General features: G+C 58.3%; 16 protein-coding genes, 1 other RNA gene and 2 pseudogenes. 1 reads left to right on the top strand and 18 read right to left on the bottom strand.

Translation table 11 applies throughout. The features are described 5' to 3' along the window. Positions 1-18 precede the first annotated feature (18 nt). Positions 19-2742, bottom strand: a complete 2724-nt coding sequence (secA, locus tag FHJ80_RS11025; protein ID WP_139527205.1) for a preprotein translocase subunit SecA — start codon at positions 2740-2742, stop codon at positions 19-21. Positions 2743-3289: 547 nt separating this feature from the next. Between secA and FHJ80_RS11015 the strand changes: the two genes are divergently transcribed. Next, positions 3290-3760, top strand: a complete 471-nt coding sequence (locus FHJ80_RS11015) for a DUF721 domain-containing protein (RefSeq protein WP_139527203.1) — start codon at positions 3290-3292, stop codon at positions 3758-3760. A gap of 112 nt (positions 3761-3872) precedes the next feature. Here FHJ80_RS11015 and lpxC read toward each other — a convergent pair whose 3' ends face one another. The 17 genes and pseudogenes from lpxC to rnpB all read right to left on the bottom strand — a co-directional run bounded on the left by lpxC (position 3873) and on the right by rnpB (position 22034). Next, positions 3873-4784: a UDP-3-O-acyl-N-acetylglucosamine deacetylase gene (gene lpxC / locus FHJ80_RS11010; RefSeq protein WP_139527202.1), complete on the bottom strand. Its 912-nt coding sequence runs from the start codon at positions 4782-4784 to the stop codon at positions 3873-3875. Positions 4785-4890: 106 nt separating this feature from the next. After that, a pseudogene (locus FHJ80_RS17550) lies at positions 4891-4989 on the bottom strand (hypothetical protein); the annotation flags it as partial. A 164-nt stretch (positions 4990-5153) separates the two neighbouring features. Continuing rightward, positions 5154-6125 (bottom strand): annotated as a pseudogene (gene ftsZ, locus FHJ80_RS11005) (cell division protein FtsZ); the annotation flags it as partial. A gap of 34 nt (positions 6126-6159) precedes the next feature. After that, entirely contained in the window at positions 6160-7449 is a 1290-nt protein-coding gene (gene ftsA, locus FHJ80_RS11000) for a cell division protein FtsA (protein ID WP_139527200.1), read from the bottom strand. Between the two features lie 314 nt (positions 7450-7763). Then, the gene (locus FHJ80_RS10995; protein WP_139527199.1) at positions 7764-8492 is read right to left on the bottom strand and encodes a cell division protein FtsQ/DivIB; all 729 of its coding nucleotides are present in this window, start codon (positions 8490-8492) and stop codon (positions 7764-7766) included. A 22-nt stretch (positions 8493-8514) separates the two neighbouring features. Next, on the bottom strand, positions 8515-9453 hold the full coding sequence (locus FHJ80_RS10990) for a D-alanine--D-alanine ligase (RefSeq protein WP_139527198.1): 939 nt from the start codon (positions 9451-9453) through the stop codon (positions 8515-8517). Next, a complete protein-coding gene (gene murC, locus FHJ80_RS10985; RefSeq protein WP_139527259.1) occupies positions 9450-10898 on the bottom strand; it encodes a UDP-N-acetylmuramate--L-alanine ligase in 1449 nt (482 codons plus the stop codon). The genes FHJ80_RS10990 and murC overlap by 4 nt, the downstream gene beginning before the upstream one ends. Before the next feature lie 17 nt (positions 10899-10915). Then, positions 10916-12010, bottom strand: a complete 1095-nt coding sequence (gene murG / locus FHJ80_RS10980) for an undecaprenyldiphospho-muramoylpentapeptide beta-N-acetylglucosaminyltransferase (protein WP_139527197.1) — start codon at positions 12008-12010, stop codon at positions 10916-10918. A gap of 21 nt (positions 12011-12031) precedes the next feature. Beyond that, the gene (ftsW, locus tag FHJ80_RS10975) at positions 12032-13228 is read right to left on the bottom strand and encodes a putative lipid II flippase FtsW (protein WP_139527196.1); all 1197 of its coding nucleotides are present in this window, start codon (positions 13226-13228) and stop codon (positions 12032-12034) included. After that, entirely contained in the window at positions 13225-14604 is a 1380-nt protein-coding gene (gene murD / locus FHJ80_RS10970; protein WP_139527195.1) for a UDP-N-acetylmuramoyl-L-alanine--D-glutamate ligase, read from the bottom strand. Before murD ends, ftsW begins: the two co-directional genes overlap by 4 nt. 57 nt (positions 14605-14661) lie before the next feature. Next, complete coding sequence (gene mraY / locus FHJ80_RS10965; protein WP_139527194.1) at positions 14662-15744, bottom strand: phospho-N-acetylmuramoyl-pentapeptide-transferase; 1083 nt, start codon at positions 15742-15744, stop codon at positions 14662-14664. 9 nt (positions 15745-15753) lie between these two features. Further along, positions 15754-17112, bottom strand: a complete 1359-nt coding sequence (gene murF / locus FHJ80_RS10960) for a UDP-N-acetylmuramoyl-tripeptide--D-alanyl-D-alanine ligase (protein WP_139527193.1) — start codon at positions 17110-17112, stop codon at positions 15754-15756. Then, on the bottom strand, positions 17109-18599 hold the full coding sequence (locus tag FHJ80_RS10955; protein WP_139527192.1) for a UDP-N-acetylmuramoyl-L-alanyl-D-glutamate--2,6-diaminopimelate ligase: 1491 nt from the start codon (positions 18597-18599) through the stop codon (positions 17109-17111). The genes murF and FHJ80_RS10955 overlap by 4 nt, the downstream gene beginning before the upstream one ends. A 16-nt stretch (positions 18600-18615) precedes the next feature. Continuing rightward, positions 18616-20322 carry a penicillin-binding protein 2 gene (locus FHJ80_RS10950; protein ID WP_139527191.1) on the bottom strand — a complete coding sequence of 569 codons (1707 nt, stop codon included), beginning with the start codon at positions 20320-20322 and terminating at the stop codon, positions 18616-18618. Continuing rightward, the gene (gene ftsL, locus FHJ80_RS10945) at positions 20319-20654 is read right to left on the bottom strand and encodes a cell division protein FtsL (RefSeq protein WP_139527190.1); all 336 of its coding nucleotides are present in this window, start codon (positions 20652-20654) and stop codon (positions 20319-20321) included. The genes FHJ80_RS10950 and ftsL overlap by 4 nt, the downstream gene beginning before the upstream one ends. Positions 20655-20656: 2 nt before the next feature. Then, a complete protein-coding gene (gene rsmH, locus FHJ80_RS10940; RefSeq protein ID WP_168444454.1) occupies positions 20657-21610 on the bottom strand; it encodes a 16S rRNA (cytosine(1402)-N(4))-methyltransferase RsmH in 954 nt (317 codons plus the stop codon). 52 nt (positions 21611-21662) lie between these two features. Continuing rightward, an RNA gene (rnpB, locus tag FHJ80_RS10935) (RNase P RNA component class A) lies at positions 21663-22034 on the bottom strand. Between the last annotated feature and the right edge of the window lie 23 nt (positions 22035-22057).

Genomic DNA, 22057 nt, shown 5'->3' with positions numbered 1-22057 from the left:
GCTGACGAAAGCGCGTGATTAGCTCAATTTTCCGCAGCACTGCTTGTATTTCTTACCCGAACCACACACGCAAGGATCGTTGCGGCCTACTTTGGGATTTTCACGACGAAGCGGGCGACCGTCGGCACCGGGCGCGGCCTCGCCAGGCTCGGCATCGGGCGCATCGTGGCGGCTGGCAGCCGTGGCTTTTTCACGGGCCAGCTCTTCACGGCGCTTCTGCTCCAGCGCATCGACCTCTTCTGGCTGACGCACCTGAACGTGGCTGAGAATGCGCGTGACATCGGCTTTAATGTTGGTCAACAGATGCTGGAACAGCTCGAAGGACTCGCGCTTGTACTCCTGCTTGGGGTTTTTCTGTGCATAGCCACGCAAGTGGATACCGCGACGCAAATGATCCATGGACTGCAGATGCTCTTTCCAGCGGGTATCCAGCACTTGCAGCATCACTTGTTTCTCGAAGCGACGAATCAGCGCTTCACCAGCGGACTCGATCTTCGCCTGGTACGCGTCGCGGTGCATGGTTTGCAGGCGCTCGCGCAGCTTCTCTTCACTGAAGCGCTCATCCTCGTCCGCCCACTGCACGACCGGAGCATCGAGATTGAACTCCGTTTTCAGATGCGATTCCAGCCCAGGCAGATCCCACTGCTCAGCCAGACTTTGTGGGGGCACGTAGTCGCTAATCGCCTCCTCCATGACCTCCTCACGAATACCTAACACAGCGGCGGAGACATCGTCGGAGGCGAGAATTTCGTTACGCTGCTCATAGATGACGCGGCGCTGGTCGTTGGCGACGTCATCGTACTCCAGTAGCTGCTTACGGATATCGAAGTTACGGCCTTCGACTTTCTTCTGCGCGCGCTCGACCGCGTTAGAGACCATTTTGTGCTCGATGGCTTCGCCACGCTCGAGCCCCAACGCCTGCATCAAACGCTTCACGCGATCCGAGCCAAACAGACGCATCAGGCTATCTTCCAAGGAGAGGAAGAAGCGTGTCGAGCCAGGATCCCCCTGACGCCCGGCGCGACCGCGAAGCTGGTTATCGATACGCCGTGATTCGTGCCGCTCGGAACCTACGACGTGCAGGCCACCCGCTTCCAAAACCGCATCATGGCGCTTTTGCCATTCGGCCTTGAGCGTATCGATTTGGGCTTGACTGGGGTTTTGCAGCTTGGCTGCCTCGGCCTCCCAGTTGCCACCCAACATGATGTCCGTTCCACGCCCCGCCATGTTGGTGGCGATGGTAATGGCACCTGGTCGGCCCGCCTGGGCGATGATTTCCGCTTCGCTTTGGTGCTGTTTTGCGTTGAGCACGTTAAATTTCAAGCCTGCATTGCGCATCAGACGTGCGAGGTACTCGGACGTTTCGATCGACGCCGTACCGACCAGCACAGGACGACCCGCCTCTGTTTCTGCCTTGACGTCTTTGATGATGGCTTCGTACTTCTCTTCGGCGCTCAGGTAGACGAGATCATTGAGATCCTTGCGCGCCAACGGACGGTTGGTAGGGATGACGATGACGTCCAGACCGTAAATTTGACGGAATTCGAACGCTTCGGTGTCCGCCGTGCCCGTCATGCCCGACAGCTTTTCGTACAGACGAAAGTAGTTCTGGAAGGTAGTGGATGCCAGCGTCTGACTTTCACGCTGAACCGTCACCCCTTCTTTGGCTTCGACGGCCTGGTGCAACCCCTCGGACCAACGACGCCCAGGCATGGTACGACCGGTATGTTCGTCGACGATCACGACCTGACCTTCCGCGACGATGTAGTCCACGTCGAGGTGGTAGAGGTGACGCGCACGTAGCGCCGAGTGCATGTGCTGCAGCAAGTTGAGGTTTTGCGCAGCATAAAGCGATTCGCCCTCCCCCAGCAGCCCCTCGGCCCGCATGAGTTCTTCGACCTTATTGTGTCCTTGCTCGGTCAGCTCTACCTGTTTCTGCTTTTCGTCGAGCACGAAATCGCCGCTCACTGGCGCTTCGTCATCTTCTGAGACTTCCCCCTGCTCGAGCTGCTGAGCCAAACGATTCACGATGCCGTAGAGGTCCGTATTTTCGTCCACCGCACCGGAGATGATCAGCGGTGTGCGCGCTTCATCGATCAAGATGGAGTCGACTTCGTCCACAATGGCGTAGTGCAAACCGCGCTGGACTTTGTCTTCCAGCGAGAACGCCATGTTGTCGCGTAGGTAGTCGAAGCCAAACTCGTTGTTGGTGCCGTAGGTAATATCGCATTGATACGCGTGACGCTTCTCTTCCCCCGTCTGTCCGGCGAAAATAACACCCACCGTGAGCCCTAGAAATTCATACAGGGGGCGCATCCATTCGGCATCGCGACGAGCGAGGTAGTCGTTCACGGTCACGACATGAACGCCTTTACGAGTCAGCGCGTTCAAATAGACCGCGAGCGTGGCGACCAGGGTTTTACCTTCACCGGTCTTCATTTCGGCGATACGGCCGCGGTGCAGGGTCATACCCCCCACCATCTGCACGTCGAAATGACGCATCCCCATCACCCGCTTACTGGCCTCGCGCACCACAGCAAACGCATCGGGCAAGAGGCTGTCCAGCGTTGCCCCTTCGTCTAGACGCTGACGTAGTTCTGGAGTTTTTGCTTGAAGCTCTGCATCGCTTAGGCTCGCCAGGGTCTCTTCCAATGCATTGATGCTCTGCACACTTTTTTGCATGCGCTTGACTTCACGGTCGTTCTTGGAGCCGACCACTTTACGTAACAAATTATTAATCATGAAATTTCCAAATCATCGTGAGCGCCCCATCCAGGTACGCTCAGGTATCAGGCAAAAAGGGTGGTAATCAAGCGAGGCATTATCGAGTAGGCGGGCCACGGGGCGTCACGACATCGCTTGCGGCGACGAGCGGGAGCGCAAACCGAAGAAAAGGTAACGGGCGACGGAGGGATTGGGGCTCTCGTCGCGTTTGGCGATGAAACCAGCGGCGAAGCGCGCGCCGTTTCTTCGCGATCCAATGAGACTGCGCGCGAAGCATGGCAGGCATCCAAAAGCAGATGCAAACACCACGGTCGCTGCTTCTCAACGCGTCGGATGGGTGTAAACTAGCGGGTAGTAAACAACTCACCAGCAAACCAGCCAACCACCAACGCGCCAGGCCATTGCGTCGAGGACGCTTTAGCGAAGCGGATTCGATCTCTGACGTTGATGACATGCTGTGGACTGGCTCCTGAGCGTGTTAGGCTCTGTCTATTGGCGGTCAATCACAGGTGATGCACGTAGTAACCAGTACGACGCCACTCGCAACACCCTAGGAATCAAGTTGATGAGTATAAAGGTTAAGCGTTCTCGCGCACAGCCCATTGCCCAACTGCTAACCAAGTCAGGCGGCGTCGGCCAGCTCATGCGACAATCACGCTTGATCGATCAAGCACAGCGGCATCTCCGTGCTCATTTACCCGAAGAGATGCGTGAACATATTTTCGTAGGCGGTTTTAGCAATGGGCGCTTGACCCTCATCAGCGGGCAAGCGAGCTGGCTGACGTGGCTACGTTACGAACAATCTCGCCTGTTATCGCTGCTTCACCAGCTCCCTGGCTTTGAGGGAGTGACAGGGTTCACCCTTAAAGTGCGCCCCGTACGCCCCATCGAGTCACCCAGACGCTTCACGCGAACGCTTTCCGACAGTGCGGGCAAAACCCTGGCCGAATGCGCCAAAGACACTGACAGCCTCAGCCTCAAACATGCCCTAGAGCGCCTGGCCTCTCACGCTCGCCCGAAAGACACCAAAACGTAATTTAAAAGCGCCTCCCCTTACACGCAAAAAGCACCGCCGAAGCAGTGCTTTGTAGATGGGGGGCCATGTCACGTTTTCAACTCAACGCCCCAGACATTTTGATTTTGAAGAATTACGCCATCGCTGGAGCCGCATAAGAGATGGGTGCCACGGCTTTCTCTTCTTCGAACGTGACAATTTCATAGGCATCAGGCTGAGCCATTAGCTCACGGCACAGCTGGTTATTGAGCGCATGGCCTGATTTCACGCCGCGGAATTCGCCAATTAAACTATAGCCCAACTGATACAGGTCACCGATGGCATCTAGCACCTTGTGTTTGACGAACTCATCTTCATAGCGCAGGCCACCTTCATTGACGATACGGTAATCATCGACAACGATCGCATTCTCGAGGCTGCCCCCAAGAGCCAAATTGTTGGAGCGAAGGTACTCGAGATCGCGCATGAAGCCAAAAGTTCGCGCACGGGAGACTTCTTTGACGAACGACGTGGTCGAAAAGTCGATCAGCGCAGTTTGCTTCTGCTGCTCGAAAACCGGATGGTCGAAATCGATGGCAAACGACACTTTAAAACCTTGGTGAGGCAAAAAAGTGGCTTCTTTATCACCATCGGTCACACCAATGCGGCGCTTGATGCGAATGAATTTCTTGGCCGCCTCTTGCTCCAAAATGCCCGCAGACTGAATCAAAAAGACAAATGGGCTGGCGCTACCATCCATGATGGGCACTTCCGGGGCACTGATATCGACGTAGGCATTATCGATGCCCAAGCCCGCAAAGGCGGACATAAGGTGCTCGACGGTCGCGACTTTGACACCTTCATAAGAGAGCGCCGTGCACAGCGTGGTGTCTTCAACCAGTTCGGCACGGGCAGGCACATGTACCACGGGATCCAGATCGGTTCTGACAAACACAATGCCGGTGTTGGCCGGTGCCGGACGCAAAGCCATATGGACTTTTTTGCCGGAGTGCAGACCCACTCCAGTGGCGCGAATGACGTTTTGTAGTGTGCGTTGTCTGATCATGGGTAGTGGTCAAGCTCTAATGACGGCGGCTTGCAGCAAGCTGCTACAGGATCCGCAAAGGAAGAAAGTTATCAAACAGTGTTCACTTTAACAGCAAACGAGCGTTTTAACCAATAAAACTCTCGTTTGCTGCTGCAATGAACCCGATGGCGGGGGTTAATCCGCTTGACGACGCAGGAACGCGGGGATATCCAAGTAGTCGTCGGCATCCGCTGCACGACGCTTTTCAGCACGCGGCTTTGGCGCTGCATCGGGAGCTTCGGCGCGTGCCGTGGCTTGCTGGCGCATGACAGTGGGTTGCTGCAATTTACGATAATCGGAACCACCGGCTTCCGCCGCAGAGCGACGAGCCGGTTCTCGCGCCGCCGTCGCCTTGGCTTTGCTACCATCCAGTCCGGCCGCCACCACCGTAACGCGCAGCTCATCGGACATTTCCATATCGATGGAGGTACCCACCACGATGGTCGCCTCTTGAGATGCAAATTCTTGGACCGTTGCACCCACATCGTTGAATTCGCCGATGGAAAGATCCGGGCCTGCGGTAATGTTGACCAGAATACCGCGCGCGCCATGAAGATCGATATCCTCGAGTAGCGGGCTGCGAATGGCTTTTTCAGCGGCTTCACGGGCGCGGTTTTCCCCCGTAGCGCCGCCGGTCCCCATCATGGCCATGCCCATTTCTGACATGACGGTGCGCACATCGGCAAAGTCCACGTTGATGATCCCTGGGCTGGTGATCAGCTCTGCAATACCCTGCACCGCGCCCAGCAGCACATCGTTGGCTGCGCTGAACGCCGTCAGCAGCGTGGCGTTCTTGCCTAGGACCGACAGCAGCTTTTCGTTGGGTATAGTGATCAACGAGTCGACATGCTCGGAGAGCTCTTTCATTCCCTCTTCTGCCGCACGCATTCGCTTGGGCCCTTCGAAGGGGAAGGGGCGTGTCACCACGGCCACCGTCAAAATGCCAAGCTCTTTGGCGACTTGCGCTACGACGGGCGCCCCGCCAGTGCCGGTGCCGCCGCCCATACCTGCCGTAATGAAGACCATGTCGGCGCCGCTCAGCAGTTCGGCAATGCGCTCACGGTCTTCCATGGCCGCCTGCCGCCCTACTTCAGGGTTAGCACCTGCCCCGAGCCCTTTGGTGATTTCACCACCCAACTGCAGCACCGTCTTTGCCGATACGCGCTTGAGGGCCTGAGCATCGGTGTTGGCGCAAATGAACTCGACGCCTTCGATGTTGCTTTCGACCATATGGTTGACAGCGTTACCGCCACCGCCGCCAACGCCCACTACTTTGATGACCGCACTGCTCGAGGGTGCGTTATCTACCAATTCGAACATAAGCCCCGTCTCCTGAACCGCGCTTGCGGCCCTATCAGAAATTTCCTTTGAACCAGCCTTTGATTCTTGCCAGCGCCGAATGGCCATCCTTGATATCACGCCGGGCTAATTCGTTACGCCCTTTATGGGCCGCAACGCCTCCCCCGTGGCTTTCTAGGCCTTGCCCATGACGCGTTTCCTGCAGTGCATAATGCAGCAAACCAACGCCCGTCGCATAGATAGGATTGCGAACCACATCTGCCAAGCCTCTGACATTTTGCGGGCAGGCAATACGAACCGGCATGTGAAATATCTCTTCTGCCAGCTCGCTTACACCCTCCATGCGCGAAGTGCCGCCGGTGAGCACCACACCCGCAGCCACCATATCTTCATAGCCGCTGCGGCGTAATTCGTCTCTTACCAAGGTAAACAGCTCTTCGTAACGCGGCTCGACCACCTCTGCCAGCGCTTGGCGTGACAGATCTCTGGCCGGACGATCACCGACACTGGGAACCTTGATCATCTCATCACTTGCCGCCAACTGGGTTAGCGCGCAAGCATACTTCACTTTGATCTCTTCAGCGTGCTGCGTCGGGGTACGTAACGCCATAGCAATATCGTTAGTGACTTGATCACCGGCAATGGGAATCACCGCCGTATGACGAATGGCACCTTCGCTGAAAATCGCCATATCGGTCGTGCCGCCACCAATATCGACCATGCACACCCCGAGCTCTCGCTCGTCTTCGGTCAGCACGGCCATACTCGACGCCAGCTGTTCGAGAATGATCGCGTCGACATCCAAACCACAGCGTCGTACGCACTTCTCGATATTCTGGACGGCGTTGAGGGCTGCCGTGACCAAATGCACTTGCGCTTCCAGACGAACGCCCGACATGCCCAGCGGCTCTCGGATGCCCCCTTGGGCGTCGATCGAGAACTCCTGAGGCAATACGTGCAGTACGCGTTGGCCTTCGGAGATCGCCCGCGCGCGAGCAGAATCGATCACCCGGTCGATATCGGACGGCGTCACTTCACGCTCTTTAATGGCCACTACGCCATCGGAGTTCATCGAGCTAATATGACTGCCCGCCACACCCACATACACCGAGTGGATATCGCAACCTGCCATCAACTCCGCCTCTTCGACAGCACGTTGAATCGACTGAACCGTTGATTCGATGTTGATGACGACACCACGCTTCATGCCGCGCGACGGATGAGAACCGATACCGGCAATTTCAATTCCACCGTCATCGGTGGGTTGACCGACTATCGCGACGACCTTGGACGTTCCAATGTCCAGCCCGACAACCATATTGGATGCGTTGGGTGAGCCTGCCATGAGTCGGTAAATCTCCTTGCCATTGTTTTAATGAATACGGCGGGTACATTATTTGCCTGAGCAAAAAAGAGCTTCCGCCAAATTAAAATTAGTAACGTTAAACTTGAAACTCGCTGATGCGGGTTAACCGCTGACTGGATAATAAAAACAGACCCACAGCTCCGCTCGACACATAGTATAGAAACAATAGACGCTATACGACTAGTCCGTACCCACGATAATTGGCTTTAGCCGCAATTTAAACCCCATTTGCGGCTTTTTCAGCGTTGGCGATCACTCACCTTTACCCGCTTTTTGCACATTGTCATCGAACGTTACTCTGCACTGGGAGTGGACTCATTTTCCTGAAACTCTGTTTCTCCATGCCAAGCGACCGCTACTCCGTTAGGGTAACGCAAATCGATGTAACGAATATGATCACTGACATTCGCCAGCTCGCGCTGCCATGAGGCTGACAATCTCGCTAAACGCTCGCCGTGCTGGCGGCGACCCAGCATGACCCAGGCACCACTGGATAGCTGCAAACGCCAAGCTCCGCGCGGTTCTAACCGCAGCTGAGAGAGGGATAGCGATAACCCGGCAAAATGCGGTAACAAGCGCTGATAGTAAGCCAACACCTCTTCACTGCTGCCACTTGGTCCTGCCAAGTCGGGAAGCCCTGCCGGTACGGTTAGCGGCGCAAAAGCAAAAGGCTCGCCTTCGGGATTCAAAAGAAAGTCATCGTTCCAGCGCGCCACTGGCGTCTGCTCTACCAGTTCGAACACCAACGCATTCGGCCACTCACGCGAGATTCGCACTTCATTGAGCCAGCCGATGGTGAGCGCACGGCGCCGAAGCTCCCCCAAGTCAGCCGATAGCCACGTTGCCTCTTGTACCAAGGGTGCTAACTGAGTGCGCAGATAGTCGGCGCTGACGTACTCCCATTCGCCTCGTATCGACACGCGCTCGATGGGGCGATCCAACCATAGCCATAGCGCTCGACCACCGGCACCCAGCAGCAGCGCCAATAGCACAACGCCCAACCATGCGTTGCGTTTTTTCATAACGTCCCTTTTACCGAGCCCATCATGATGCGCTGGCCGCTGAGAGGGCAGTCTGTAGGATCCGCAAGACCAACTCGTCGAAGCCAATACCTGCGTGGGCAGCCGCCTGCGGAACGAGACTATGATCGGTCATTCCCGGCACCGTATTGACCTCGATGAGCCAGAACTGACCTGACGTGTCACGCATGACGTCAATACGTCCCCACCCCTCGCCTCCTACAGCGGCAAACGCCTCTTTGCACAACGCTGCCAGGGACTGCTCATCCTCCCAGGATAGACCACAGGGTAAGTGATACTGCGTAGTGTTGGCGATGTACTTGGCTTCGTAGTCGTAGAAACCGCCTGGCACCTCAACGCGAATGGCAGGCAAGACATCATCTCCCAGCAGCGCTACGGTGTACTCATCGCCGACGACAAATCGTTCGGCCATTACACGCGCATCGAATTTGGCCGCCTCCGTATACGCCGCTCGAAGCTCTTCTTGGCTCTTGACGATACTGATGCCCAGGGTGGAGCCCTCATGCACCGGTTTGACCATCATCGGGAGCCCGAGCCGCTCGACCACAGCGACCCAGTCGGCGCGCTCGTCGAGCATGATGCACTCAGGCGTGGGCAGGCCTACGGCCTGCCACACCTGTTTGGTGCGCTGTTTATCCATTCCCAGCGCAGAGGCCAAGACGCCGCTTCCAGTGTAGGGTACGCCCAGCAGCTCTAGCGCCCCTTGAAAGGTACCATCCTCTCCACCGCGACCATGCAGCGCAACGAACACCGCGCTGGGATCCAAGCGCTCGAGCCCAGCGAGGCCGCCCTCTTTAGGGTCATAACCGATCGCGTCGACACCCTGTCGCCTCAGGGCAGCTAAAATCGCCGCGCCACTTTTGAGAGACACCTCTCGCTCGGCGGAAATGCCGCCATATACCACGACGACGCGCTCCAAGGAGCCGACTTGACTGCCGTTCATAACGCCACCTCATCCAACTCCAATCTGGCCTGCGCCAAACGTAGCGAAATACCGCCCACGTCCCCTGCCCCCTGAGTAATTAGGATATCTCCGGGACGTAACACGTTGGTCAGCAAAGCGGGCAGTTCATGCTTGTGCTCGACAAATAGCGGATCGACCTCGCCTCGCTGGCGAATAGAACCGGCTAGTGTGCGCCCTTCGGCTCCCGGCAGCACGGCTTCGCCCGCACTGTACACGTCCAAGAGCACCAGCGTATCTACTTGGGAAAGAACACGCACGAAGTCTTCGTAGAGATCCCGCGTTCGGCTGTAGCGATGGGGCTGGTAGAGCATCACCAACCGGCGGTCGGGCCAACCCGCTCGCACGGCTTGAATCACCATGTCGACCTCGCGGGGGTGGTGCCCGTAGTCGTCCACCAGCATGACCTCACCTCCCCCCGTGGGGGCAGGGAAGTGTCCATGCACTTGAAAACGACGTCCAACACCTGCAAACCCGGTAAGGCCCCGTTGAATCGCCTCATCGCTAACGCCTGCGTCCGTCGCCACTACGATCGCCGCCATAGCATTGAGCGCGTTATGCCGACCCGGCATGGCTAGTCGAATGGCCAACGGTGCAGCGCCACCTGGACGCAGCGCAGTGAACGACACTTCGCCACCTTGCTGTGCAAAATCGACGATACGGTAGTCGGCATCGTCATCGAAGCCATACGTCACGAACTGCCGTTTTACTTGCTCACATAAACCGCGCACATGCGGGTCATCTATGCACAGCACGGCCAATCCATAAAAAGGCAGATTATGTAGAAATTCGATGAAGGTGCTTTTGAGCCGCTCGAAGTCACCGCCATACGTCGCCATATGGTCGGCATCGATGTTGGTCACGATCGATACCATGGGCTGCAGGTGCAAAAACGACGCGTCGGACTCGTCGGCCTCGGCCACCAGATAATCGCCCTCGCCCAAACGGGCATTGGCGCCTGCACTCGTCAGCTTGCCACCGATGACGAACGTTGGGTCCAACCCTCCTTCTGCGAGTAGCGTGGCCGTCAAGCTAGTCGTGGTGGTTTTACCATGGGTACCCGCCACGGCAATGCCGTGGCGAAAACGCATCAACTCTGCCAGCATCTCGGCACGACGCACCACCGGCACCCGGTGCTCATGGGCCCAGCTTATCTCAGGGTTGGTTTCATCGATGGCGCTGGAGACGACGACCACGTCAGCCCCTCGAACATTTGCTTCTGCATGGCCGATCGCCACCGTGACACCGCACTGGCGCAGCCGCTCTACTACGGGGGATGCTTTCATATCGCTACCGCTGACTTGGTAGCCTTGGTTCGCCAATACCTCGGCGATTCCGCACATGCCTGCCCCACCGATACCCACGAAATGCAGCCGCTGAATACGACGCATACCGGGGCCCGACGGACGGACCCCTTGCGGCGGCATGTTAGTCACTGAATCGGTCACGCAGTTTCTCCTTGCTTCGCCAAGCCCAAACAGCCTGCTGCAAGACGCTCTGTAGCGTCGAGGTGCGCGGCCTGTCGCGCCTTCGACGCCATGTCTGCCAGCCTGTCAGGGTCTAATAATTCATCGAGTAATCGAGTCAAACGCTCCGGCGTGAGGGCCGATTGCACCACGCACTGCGCCGCTCCCGCCTTGACCAACACATCGGCATTGACACGCTGATGGTCATCGACAGCAAAGGGAAAAGGCACCAACAGGGCAGGCTTGGCGGCAGCCGCCAGCTCGGCCACCGTCAACGCCCCCGCACGGCAGACCACTAGATCAGCCCATGCGTAGGCTGCTGCCATATCATCAATAAAAGGGCTAACGTCCGCGACAATGCCCCGTTCCGCATAGGCTTGAGCCGTGGCGACATCACGCTCTTTACCGGCTTGATGACGAACATCGGGACGCCGCTCTGGCGGTAGCGCAGCCAGCGCTGCGGGAAGCCGCTCATTGAGCGCAACGGCACCCAGAGAGCCACCAACTACCAATAGCCTCAGCGGACGGCCCTCCAGCTCGGTCGTCTGTCTGGGGCACTCTCCCAATGCCGCGATTTCTTCGCGCACCGGGTTACCGATGACCTCGGCGCGGTGGCCGAACGCATCGTCGAAAGCCGCATAGGTTCGAGTCGCCAGCCGAGACAGCACCTTATTGGTGAGACCCGCGACGGCATTCTGTTCATGAATGACCAGCGGCACCCGTGACAACCACGCCGCTAACCCGCCAGGACCACTGGCAAAGCCCCCCAGACCCACGACGACATCGGGCTTGAAACGCTGAATAACACGTCGGGCCTGCAACACCGCCTTGGAAAGATTGAGAGGGGCTTTGCACCAGCCAGCGAGCCCTTTACCGCGCAGCCCTCCAATGGCAATGGTGTGCAGTAGAATACCTGCCTTGGGCACCAACTGATTTTCGATACCGCGCGGGCTTCCTAGCCATTCCACGTCGACACCCTTGGCCTGTAACGCATGCGCCAACGAGAGCGCAGGAATGACGTGCCCGCCGGTTCCCCCGGCCATGATCAATATCCGTCGACGTGAGTTGGTCACTACAAACGGCTCCTTGAATAATTACGATAAACGCGGCTCTCGGCGAGCGCGGTAGGGCGTCGGCGTACGACGCGGGCGATGACGGGTCTCGGCATCGACCCGAAGCAGCAGCCCAATCATCATACCGGTCACCAGTAGGCTCGAACCGCCATAACTAATCAGCGGCAACGTGAGCCCTTTGGTAGGGAGCAATCCTGAGCTCACCGCCATATTGATGAACGCCTGAGCGGCCACGATGAATCCAATGCCATAGCTGACGTAAGCACCGAATAGATGACCTGCCAGCTCTGCCCGACGGCCTACCCACATCGCGCGTACGATGAACAGGGTAAACAGCAGGACCACGGCAATAGCGCCCAACATGCCCAACTCTTCGGCCACCACGGCAAAAATGAAGTCCGTATGCGCTTCCGGCAGGTAGTGAAGTTTTTGCACGCTATTGCCAAGGCCAGTGCCGGTGACATGGCCACGACCAAAGGCAATCAATGCCTGGGTCAACTGATAACCGGTGGCGAACTGATCGGCCCAAGGGTCGAGAAAGCTGGTCCAGCGCGCCAAGCGATAAGGCTCCATGACGACCATCATGACCGCGCCAAACCCCAACACCCCGCCGCTGCCCAGTAGCAGCGTCAACGAGGCGCCACTCATCATCAGCATGCCGATGACACACACGGTATAGACCACCATACCGCCGAAATCTGGTGCGAGAAACAATAGGCTAGCGGGCACGGCCAGTACGGCCAACGGCCGCCACATGGTAAATGCCCGTTGACGCAATTCGTAAGTGAAGCGGGACATGAACGCCGCCATGTAGAAAATCAGCCCCACTTTTGCCAGCTCCGAGACCTGCAGGCTCGGTAGCGGCCCCGGCAGAGAAATCCAGCGCTTACTGCCGTTCACTTCTTGACCGACGATCAGTACCACCACGAGCATGAAAATACTGACGAGCAGGATGAGCGCCGCGTTCTGACGCCATAGCTCCAGCGGCACGCACAGCATGAACAGGCAAGCCGTAATGGCCAGCACGAGAAAAATGCCGTGCTGCCGGGAATAGTGGTAGCTATTTTCTAGCAGCCCTATGGATGCAGAGCTGACCATGATCCAGCCCAGCCCAGCCAACGCTACGACGGCAAGAATCAACCAGATATCACAGGGAAGATGCTGGGTCGTCAGAGCAGCGCGCAGGCGCTGTAGTCGGCTAAGTGACTCGTCGCTCATGTCGTCAACTCATTGCGTTTATGTATCACCCACTGACGAAAGGCATCACCACGGGCTTGATAGTTAGCAAATTGATCCAAGCTGGCACAGGCGGGAGACAGCAGCACACAATCGCCGGGCTCGGCCATGGCAAAGGCGACTTCCATGGCCTGCGTCAAGTGCTCGACCCGCTCCACGGGCAGTGCCCCTGCCAGCGTTTCCATCAAACGAGGCGCATCGGTGCCAAACACGATCGCCGCTCGGGCACACTCAGCAAGTGGAGCCGTTAGGGGCGTAAAGTCAGCGCCCTTGCCCACGCCCCCCGCCAGCAGGATGAGCTTTCCATCGAGAGTGGGACCAATACCGTTGATGGCCGCCAGCGTGGCCCCAACGTTGGTTCCTTTGGAATCATTGACCCAGCGGACCCCGTTAATATCGGCGATCCATTCGCTTCGATGGGGCAAACCCGCGAATGTTCGCAGAGCACGGCACATGTCCGCGCGGCCAAAGCCTAGCGCGTTTCCCATCGCCAGTGCAGCCAGCGCATTGGCATAATGATGCCGACCCGCCAACTGAAGCTCGTCAGCCGCCAACCAAGGCGTCTGCGCATGCATCAACCACCAGCGCCCCTGGCGCTCGTCGAGCCCCCAGGACTGGCCGATGGGTGGCTCACTGCTGAAGTACTCGACATGGTCTAGCATCGGCTCTGGCCACGTCTGGTCGTCGTCTGCGTTCACCACGGCGTGATCGGCCCCCAGGAAGATGCGCTGCTTGGCCTGACGGTAACCCGCCAAGTCGCCGTGCCGATCCAGATGGTCGTCGCAAAGATTCAAGAACGCTACCGACGCAGCGCCTAGCCACGGGGTCGTTTCTAGCTGAAAGCTGGATAGCTCCAAAATGAAGAGCTCAGCGTCCGGCTGCTCCGCCAACAGATCGAGCGCGGGTGTCCCTAAATTGCCCCCCACCGCGGCCTTGATTCCCGAGGCAGCGGCCATCTCGCCGAGCAGTGTGGTAACGGTGGATTTGGCATTTGACCCGGTAATCGCGGCGATGGGTGCCTTGACGGCACGCTTGAACAGCGCAATTTCCCCCACGAGCATAGGCTCTCCGGTGGTCGGGTTATGACGCTCTAACAACCCCTCCAAACCTGCCGTATAGGGATCGACACCGGGACTGACGACGACCTCGTACGCATCGCGCATATCCAACAGTGTCAAGGCACCGCAGTGTACGTGAACAGCAGGGTGCGCTTGCTGAAAGGCTTCGAGTCCCGGCGGGGTCTCGCGGGTATCCGCCACCATGAACGGCCTACCCAACTGGGTAAGATGACGGCAAATGGCCTGGCCAGAAACTCCTAGCCCGACGACCACCGTAAATCCGTTGGGTACCTGCACCATGTGGCTCCTTCTGCCTTGCGCTAAAGGCGGCCCTAACGCCGCCTATCGGGTCTAAACTTATCGCAGTTTCAGCGTGGCGAGGCCGAGTAGTACCAGCACCACCGTAATAATCCAAAAGCGCACGATGACCCGAGGTTCCGGCCACCCTTTCAACTCATAATGGTGGTGTAACGGGGCCATGCGGAAGATACGGCGACCGGTGAGTTTGTAGGAGCCCACCTGTAAGATCACGGAGACGGTTTCCAACACGAAAATACCGCCCATGATGAACAGCACGATCTCTTGACGAACGATGACCGCCACCACGCCGAGCGCCGCGCCCAGCGCCAGGGCACCGACATCCCCCATGAACACTTGGGCGGGGTACGTGTTGAACCACAGAAAGCCAAGACCGGCGCCCGCGATGGTGGCGCAGAAGACCGCCAGCTCACCGGTACCGTGAATGAAAGGAATATGGAGATAGTTCGCGAATACCGCGTTGCCGCTGGCGTAGGCAAAGACCGAGAGCCCCATGGCCACAAGCACAGTCGGCATGATCGCCAAACCATCCAAGCCATCAGTGAGGTTGACGGCATTCGAGCTACCCACGATCACAAAGTAACTCAGCACGATGTAAAAGACGCCCAGCGGAAGCGCGACGTCCTTGAACATGGGAATGAGCAGGCTGGTTTCTGCAGGCGTGGTGGCCGTTGCGTAGAGCACCACGGCCGCTCCAATACCCACGACCGACTGCCAGAAGTATTTCCAACGCGCTGGCAGGCCTCGGGGATTCTTCTCGACCACTTTACGGTAATCATCGACCCAACCAATCGCCCCAAACCCCAGTGTCACCAGTAGCACGACCCACACATAGTGGTTGGTCAAATCGCCCCAGACCAGCGTACTAATGGCAATTGCCAATAGAATCATCGCGCCCCCCATGGTCGGGGTGCCCGCTTTCGAGAGATGCGACTGGGGGCCATCATCTCTCACTGCTTGGCCAATTTGGCCTTCTACCAGTCGGCGAATGACCCACGGTCCTAACCAAAGACACAGCATCAATGCCGTTAGCGCTGCCAAAATCACGCGTAACGTCAAATAGTTAAAAACTTGAAACGTAGACTGATATTGGGCTAAGAAATTCGCCAAATGAAGTAACATGAACGGCGCTTACCTTGTTTCATCCGCGCGCAATGCCGTAATGACCGTTTCCATGCCAGCACTACGCGACCCTTTCACCAGCAATGTGGCGTGGGGTGGAAGAGAATGAATAATATGACGCACAAGCGTCTCGTGATCGTCAAAATGCTGCCCACGACCAAAGGCATCCGAGGCCGCACGGGCTGCTTCGCCGTAGGTCACCAGCATATCGATGCCCAGCGACGCAGCGTAGCGACCCACCTCGGCGTGAAGGGCTTGCGACTCGCCGCCTAACTCCCCCATCGCCCCCAACGCGCACCAGCGTGGCGCTGGAAAGCTGGCTAGCGCGTCTAGCGCGGCTTTCACTGCGCCGGGGTTGGCATTGTAGGTGTCATCGAGCAGCGTAGAATGACGTAGACCAGCCACTAGGCTTAGGCGACCTGACAGTGACGTCAATCCGCCCAACCCGGCCACCACGTCTTGCGATGACACGCCGAGCGCCAGCGCCGCTGCCGATGCAGCGAGTGCGTTGCTGACGTTATGCTTCCCAATCAGTGGCAGATTGACGTCACCGAGGCGCTGGCCGTGCGCAACAAGCGTGAAAGCATACCGCCCCTGAGGGTCGCAGGAAAGTGCCTGGGCGTGAACGTCGGCATCCTCATGTAAGCCGTAGCTGACACAACGCCTAGGGGCGGCACAAGCTGACCAAAAATCGTGGTAGCGATCGTCTCGGTTGATGACGGCCGTGCCATCGGACCCAAGCCCAGATAAGATCTCACTTTTTGCCTGAGCAATCTGCCCCATGCCGCCAAATTCGCCAACATGCGCCCCGGTCACGTTGGTAATGATCGCTACTTGCGGTGCGGTGAGCTGGCTCGTCCAAGCGATCTCGCCCAGATGATTAGCCCCCAGCTCGATCACGCCCGCTTGATGCTCGTGAGATAAACGCAACAGCGTCAGCGGCGCACCGATATCGTTATTCAAATTGCCCGAGGTCGCTAGTACGTCACCGAGCGGTGACAGCAAGGCAGCGGTGATCTCTTTTACCGTGGTCTTGCCGCTATTACCGGTGACGGCGATGAGCGGGAGGTCGAACCGACGACGCCAAGCCTTGGCCAACAGCCCCAGCCCAAGCCGCGTATCCGAACACACCAACTGCGGCAGAGCGCTTTCTACCTGACGCTCCACCAACGCGGCGACAGCCCCCTGCTCCCTTGCTTGCTCGACGAACGCGTGGCCATCGAAACGCGGTCCTTTTAATGCGACAAACAGGCATCCAGGAATGATTTTCCGCGTGTCGGTCACGACAGACGACACCCATTGAGCGCCATTGATGGGCGACACGCCGACACCCAGTGCAGCGGCCACTTCTGTTAACGTCCACATCAGACGACACCTCGAGTCGCTAATGCATCTCGAACCTGCTCGTCATCTTGAAACGCATGACGCACGCCATCGATCTCTTGATAGGCTTCGTGACCTTTACCTGCCACGAGAACCACATCTTCCGGCGAGGCCTGATGTACCGCGTGGAGAATAGCTTGGCCACGATCACCGACCTCGTCGACCGTCGCACGTTCGGTAAAGCCAGTGAGAATTTGCTCACGAATACGCGCCGCCGACTCCCCGCGAGGGTTATCATCGGTCACCACGATGTGGTCGGCTAGCTGCTCAGCGACGCTGGCCATTTCGGCGCGCTTTCCCGTATCGCGCTCTCCCCCACAGCCAAACACACACCACAACTTGCCCCGGCTACCCAGATGGGCGCGCAGCGCGCCTAGCGCACTCTGTAGCGCATCTGGCGTGTGGGCGTAATCTACTACCACGCTGGGTGCACGATCACCACCGAAGCACGCCATACGACCTGGCACTGGGGAAAGGCTAGCCGCTGCCGCGAACAGCGACTCCAATGACTCGCCCAATCCATACAGCACGGCGATGGCCAGCAACACGTTGTCCAGATTGAACCGCCCCATGAGACCTAGCTGCAGCGCTTTCTCACCTTCCGGGGTCGCAATCAGCGCCTGCTGTCCAAGGGCATGCGGCTGCCAATCTAGCACCCGTAGCGTGACGGCGTCATCGCTGCCAGTCGCCAACACGCGCACGCGCTGGTCACACCCGGCCAGCATCAAGCGAGCCAAGGGGTCGTCACCGTTCACAACGGCCAATGTCAACTCGGCTCGACGGAAGAGTTTTGCCTTTGCCGCTGCGTAAGCGGCCATACTGCCGTGATAATCCAAATGATCCCGGGTCAGATTGGTAAATACCCCGACGTTCACATCCACCGCGTCCAAGCGCTGCTGATCCAGCGCGTGGGAAGAGGCCTCCAGCGCAACCCGCTTGACGCCCTGGCGCGCCAACTCACCCAGCGTCGATTGCAGGGCAAGGGGACCAGGCGTCGTCAACCCGCTTTCTAACAGCTGACCCGGTCGTCCTACGCCCAAGGTCCCAATCACACCGGCAGGTGTCCCCAAGCGTTCGCTGAGCTCGGCAATGTAGTGGGTCACCGAGCTCTTGCCGTTGGTTCCCGTGACTGCAATGATCTCAAGCCTGCTCGGCACGTCAAACAACGCCCGACCCAGCTCACCCAGACGCAGCGACAAATGCGGCAAAAACAGCACGCGTTCGTCCAGGCTCACGTCACTCTCTTTGGTATGCGCCAGCACGAGGGCGGCTCCACTTGCCAACGCTTGCTCGATATACGCTCGGCCATCACTCTGGCTGCCGGGCACGGCAACGAACACATCGCCTGCCTGGAGCTTGCGAGAATCGGTGATCAGATGAAGCTGCTGAGGTAGGTCAGGCAGCGCTGGCAGTTCGGCGCTCGGCCATACTAAGCGTAACGCTTTCCGTAACTGGTCTGGGCATAGAGTCATGCCATCTCCTTAAACACTAATCGACCTCGTAATCCGGCGGCACATCCAACAGCCGCAGAGCGTTGCCGGTGACACTCGAAAACACCGGAGCGGCTACGGCGCCACCATAGAACTCGCCCGCTTTAGGGTGATCGATCATGACCACCGTCACGATACGCGGGTCCGAAATCGGAGCAATGCCAGCAAACACGCTGCGATACGCATCGGTGGCATACCCTTGCTGTCCTGTTTTACGCACGGTGCCGGTTTTACCGCCCACGCGATACCCCTCTACCCGAGCTCGTCGACCGCCGGTGTAAGCGCCCACCGACGTCTCCAAGATATCGAGTAGGTCGTTGGCAACGCTAGGCTCAATGGCAGGAATACCTGGCGGGGGCTCTGACAACCTCAACAACGAAGGAGGTAGACGCTGACCGTCATTGGCTAACGCCGTGTAGGCACTGGCCAATTGGACCGCCGTCACCGAGAGCCCATACCCATAAGAGAGCGCGGCTCGCTCGCTGCGTGACCACTGAATCCGCGCCGGTAACGTTCCCGTAGACTCTCCAGGAAACCCTGTACCTGGGCTTTGACCTAGGCCCAGTTGGTTGTATTTTTCCCAGATGGCCGTATCGCTGAGCTGAAGCGCCAAACGTGACATACCAATATTCGAGGACTTTTCGAGAATACCCGCCAGATCCAATTCGCCATAGTTACGGAAATCGCGAATCGTGAACTGGTCGAGCCGCATCCACCCCGGCGAAGTATCTACGACCGCATCGCGCCCAACGATGCCGCTTTCCAGCACAGCGGCCATAGCAAGCGGCTTCATCACCGATCCCGGTTCAAACACATCGACCAGCGCTTGATTGCGTAAGCCGCGAGGGTCTAATCCGGCGCGATTGTTGGGGTTATAAGAGGGAAAATTGGCCATCGCCAGTACTTCACCGGTACGGGCATCCATCATCACAAGCACGCCGCCGTCTGCCTGGTGCTCGGCAACGGCGGCACGCAACTCCCGATAGGCCATGTACTGAATACGTTGATCGATCGCCAGGGTCAATTCTCCACCCGGCTGCGCTTCACGAATCACGCCCAACTCTCGCACCAAGCGGCCGCGCCGGTCTTTGATGACGCGACGCTGCCCCGGGTGACCCGCTAGGTAGGGCTGATAAGCGAGCTCTAAGCCCTCCTGACCGACGTCGTCTACGTTGGTGACGCCGAGTATTTGGGCCGCCACCTCTCCAGCCGGGTAGTAGCGCTTGTATTCACGCTGGGGATAGACACCCGGCGTGCGCAGATCGAGGATGCGCTGCGCAGCGTCTGGGGTCATCTGTCGGCGCAAATACATGAATTCGCGGCTACTGTAGCGCGCCACTCGGGACTCGAAGTCATCCAGTGACATCCCCAGCGCCTGCGCCAGCATGACACGCTGGATGGCGTCTGTAGGCAACTCTTGAGGGTTCGCCCAAAGCGTCACGACCGGCGTCGAAATCGCCAGCGGCTCCCCGTTACGATCAGTGATCATCCCGCGGTGGGCGGGAATGGTTTCGTGGCGCAGCGTGCGGGCATCACCCTGGCTCTGCAAGAAGGGGCGGTCGATGACCTGAAGCAGCGTAATCCGTCCAATCAGAATCGCCGATGCCAAGCCAATGGCCAATAAGATGAAGAAAAAGCGCCCACCGGCAAGCGGCGGCGCGATGGGATATTGGCGGGACGTCCCTCCCCGACCTTCACGCCTCATGGCCGAATCACCTCGACATCGTTTACGTCAGGAATGCGCATCTCTAGCCGTTCCGTGGCAATTTGTTCAATGCGGGCCGGCGTTGACCAGGCCCCCTCCTCCAGCAATAACTGCCCCCACTCGGTTTGCAACTGATTCTTTTCCTGCTCCAACCGCTGCAACTCAGCAAACTGCGTGCGCGTCATGTGAGTCGTCGTGACCACGGCCAAACCGGTCAGCAAACAGGCCATAAACAGCCCGATCATCGTCATGGGCCACCAACGAAGACGTAGTTTGAATGGCCACTCTGCCCTTAGCGTGGAAGCCCAGAGCCCTAACCGCTCCATACTCATGATTAGCCTCGCTTACGCGCCGCCCGCATGACGGCACTTCGCGCGCGGGGGTTGGCATCGACTTCCTCGTCACTTGGACGACTGCCTTTACCCAGCGCTTCCAGACGGCGGTTCAACTGATCGTCACGGATGGGAACCCCTCGGGGTAGATGGGTATCTCCACGCACGTGATGTCGAATAAAACGCTTCACACGACGGTCTTCCAACGAATGGAAGCTGATCACCACCAAATGACCACCTGGGGCAAGCGCTTCGAGCGCTGCTTCTAAGGCGGCATCGAGCTGGTCGAGTTCCCCATTGAGATAAATGCGCAGCCCTTGGAATGCCTTGGTGGCCGGATGGCGTCCTTTTTCCCACGCAGGGTGCGCGGCTTTCAGCACCTCAGCCAAGTCCACCGTATGCGTAAAGGGCTTCTCTACGCGACGCTTTATCACGGCATTCGCTAGACGTTTGGCGTAGCGCTCTTCCCCGTAGGCTTTGAAGACATGGGCAATATCGGCTTCATTGGCGCGGGCCAAAAACTCGGCGGCGCTCTCCCCTTGGGTAGGGTCCATGCGCATATCCAGCGGACCGTTACGCATGAAGCTAAACCCGCGTTCGGGGTCATCGAGCTGGGGGGATGAGACGCCCACATCCAGCAGAATGCCGGAAAGCTTGCCATAGAGCCCTTGCTCTTTGGCAAACTCCGCCAGCTGGGCGAACTCGCGCTGAGTGATAAGAAACCGAGAATCATCTATGTCAGCGGCCGCTGCGATGGCCTGTGGGTCGCGATCCATGGCCAGCAAGCGACCTTGATGACTCAAACGGGAAAGAATCAACCGGGAGTGACCACCACGACCAAAGGTGCCATCTAGGTAAACGCCTTCTGGATCATGCACCAGGGCATCTACCGCTCCTTCCAATAAAACGCTGGTATGACGAAAACGGGTGACCTGATCAGCGTCAGCAGAAGGCATGGTACTCTCACACAAAATTTGGGAAGGCGCGCTGGGCACGCCTTTCATGGAAATGGGGAGTCGGCCGATAAGCCGGGTTCTGTCGTGGACAGTCATTCCTCTAGGCGCTGCGTCACCGCAGCGCTCAAGCAACCTACCCGGACCCAGCGCGGGCCACGCCGTTGGGTCCCTATTTGGTCTTGCTCCGAGTGGGGTTTACCATGCCACGCACTGTTGCCAGGCGCGCGGTGCGCTCTTACCGCACCCTTTCACCCTTACCGGCCCCTGAGGTTGATGTCAGAGACTTAGGCGGTCTGCTCTCTGCTGCACTTTCCGTCGGCTTACGCCGCCCAGGCGTTACCTGGCACTCTGCCCTATGGAGCCCGGACTTTCCTCCCCCGGCGGCCCTAACGGGCACACCAGCGGCGACTGTCTGGCCAACTCCGGCGGCAAGCATACCAGTGCCCC

Origin of the sequence: Halomonas sp. BL6, assembly GCF_006228115.1 — a bacterium.
Lineage (GTDB): Bacteria > Pseudomonadota > Gammaproteobacteria > Pseudomonadales > Halomonadaceae > Vreelandella > Vreelandella piezotolerans.
The sequence above is the reverse complement of the archived record's forward strand: the minus strand, read 5'-3'. Positions and strand labels throughout refer to the sequence as shown.

Bases quoted from the DNA above. Each gene is read 5' to 3' on its own strand.
- secA (WP_139527205.1), bottom strand. From the start codon at position 2,742: ATGATTAATAATTTGTTACGTAAAGTGGTCGGCTCCAAGAACGACCGT.
- FHJ80_RS11015 (WP_139527203.1), top strand. From the start codon at position 3,290: ATGAGTATAAAGGTTAAGCGTTCTCGCGCACAGCCCATTGCCCAACTG.
- lpxC (WP_139527202.1), bottom strand. From the start codon at position 4,784: ATGATCAGACAACGCACACTACAAAACGTCATTCGCGCCACTGGAGTG.
- ftsA (WP_139527200.1), bottom strand. From the start codon at position 7,449: ATGGCAGGCTCACCCAACGCATCCAATATGGTTGTCGGGCTGGACATT.
- FHJ80_RS10995 (WP_139527199.1), bottom strand. From the start codon at position 8,492: ATGAAAAAACGCAACGCATGGTTGGGCGTTGTGCTATTGGCGCTGCTG.
- FHJ80_RS10990 (WP_139527198.1), bottom strand. From the start codon at position 9,453: ATGAACGGCAGTCAAGTCGGCTCCTTGGAGCGCGTCGTCGTGGTATAT.
- murC (WP_139527259.1), bottom strand. From the start codon at position 10,898: ATGCCGCCGCAAGGGGTCCGTCCGTCGGGCCCCGGTATGCGTCGTATT.
- ftsW (WP_139527196.1), bottom strand. From the start codon at position 13,228: ATGAGCGACGAGTCACTTAGCCGACTACAGCGCCTGCGCGCTGCTCTG.
- murD (WP_139527195.1), bottom strand. From the start codon at position 14,604: ATGGTGCAGGTACCCAACGGATTTACGGTGGTCGTCGGGCTAGGAGTT.
- mraY (WP_139527194.1), bottom strand. From the start codon at position 15,744: ATGTTACTTCATTTGGCGAATTTCTTAGCCCAATATCAGTCTACGTTT.
- FHJ80_RS10955 (WP_139527192.1), bottom strand. From the start codon at position 18,599: ATGACTCTATGCCCAGACCAGTTACGGAAAGCGTTACGCTTAGTATGG.
- FHJ80_RS10950 (WP_139527191.1), bottom strand. From the start codon at position 20,322: ATGAGGCGTGAAGGTCGGGGAGGGACGTCCCGCCAATATCCCATCGCG.
- ftsL (WP_139527190.1), bottom strand. From the start codon at position 20,654: ATGAGTATGGAGCGGTTAGGGCTCTGGGCTTCCACGCTAAGGGCAGAG.
- rsmH (WP_168444454.1), bottom strand. From the start codon at position 21,610: ATGCCTTCTGCTGACGCTGATCAGGTCACCCGTTTTCGTCATACCAGC.